The organism is Promicromonospora kroppenstedtii DSM 19349 (assembly GCF_000515355.1).
GTDB classification, from domain to species: domain Bacteria; phylum Actinomycetota; class Actinomycetes; order Actinomycetales; family Cellulomonadaceae; genus Promicromonospora; species Promicromonospora kroppenstedtii.
Map to the genome: position 1 here is coordinate 11172 of NZ_KI911695.1, position 888 is coordinate 12059.

Below are 888 nucleotides of genomic sequence, written 5' to 3' on the forward strand. Positions count from 1 at the left end.
GCGGAAGTGGTCGACGCTCTCGGCGAAGCCGGCCCGGTCGAGCCGACGGCGGATCTCCTCCCGGGGCGCGCCGAACCGTTCGAGGCGCGCGCCGACGTCGTGCAGGCCGAGCAGCCGGACCACCGCCGACGTGCGGCTGGCCTCGCGCAGCAGGGTCGAGGTCGCGTCGCGCGGTCGCAGGTAGGGCGCGAGACGCTCGTCGAGGCTGACCGCCCGTGCCCCGAGGCGGGAGAGCACGATCAGCACGCCGAGCGCCACGCCGAGGCCCGCGAGCGCCCCTGCGGCCCAGCCCGTCACCGCAGCACCCGGCGCTCGGCGGGCAGACGTCCGATCCGCAGCATCAGCCGGTAGGCCAGCAACGCGCAGAGACCGCCGGCGACGAGCACCGTGATCCCCGCGGGAGAGTCGTAGGCAGCCGCCGTCCCGGGTCGGGTGGACAGCAGGGCGAGGACGACCCACGGCCCGGCGACCGCGACCCGGGCGCCGTTGACGGTCCAGCTCTGACGGGCCTCGAGCTCGCCGCGGGTAGAGGCGTCCTCCCGGAGGAAGCCGCTGAGGGTACGCAGCAGCCGGCCCAGGTCCTGGCCGCCGACCTCTCGCGTCAGGCGCAGGGCCTCGACGATGCGGTCCGCGACCGGGTCGGCGAGGCGCTCCTTGAGCGCGTCGAGGGCATCACCGAACCGGCCACCGGCCCGGTAGTCGTGGGCGAAGCGGCCGAACGGCTCGCGCAGCTCGACGGGGCCGCGGTGCGCCAGCTGAGCTACCGCCTCGGGCAGGGACAGCCCGGCGCGAACACCGGAGGCGAGGTGGTCCACCACCTCGGGCCACACCTCCCGCAGCGCCCGGCGGCGGTGCCGGGCGCGGGCGCGGACCAGGACCACGGGGCCG

The 888-nt window shown here is 76.8% G+C and carries 1 protein-coding gene and 1 pseudogene; both read right to left on the reverse strand.

The genetic code is table 11. The features are described 5' to 3' along the window. Positions 1-297 (reverse strand): annotated as a pseudogene (locus PROKR_RS35290) (type II secretion system F family protein); the annotation flags it as partial. Then, positions 294-888: type II secretion system F family protein (locus tag PROKR_RS17775; protein WP_169736467.1), on the reverse strand; the 595-nt coding region annotated here is incomplete at its 5' end. The gene PROKR_RS17775 and the pseudogene PROKR_RS35290, both read right to left, overlap by 4 nt.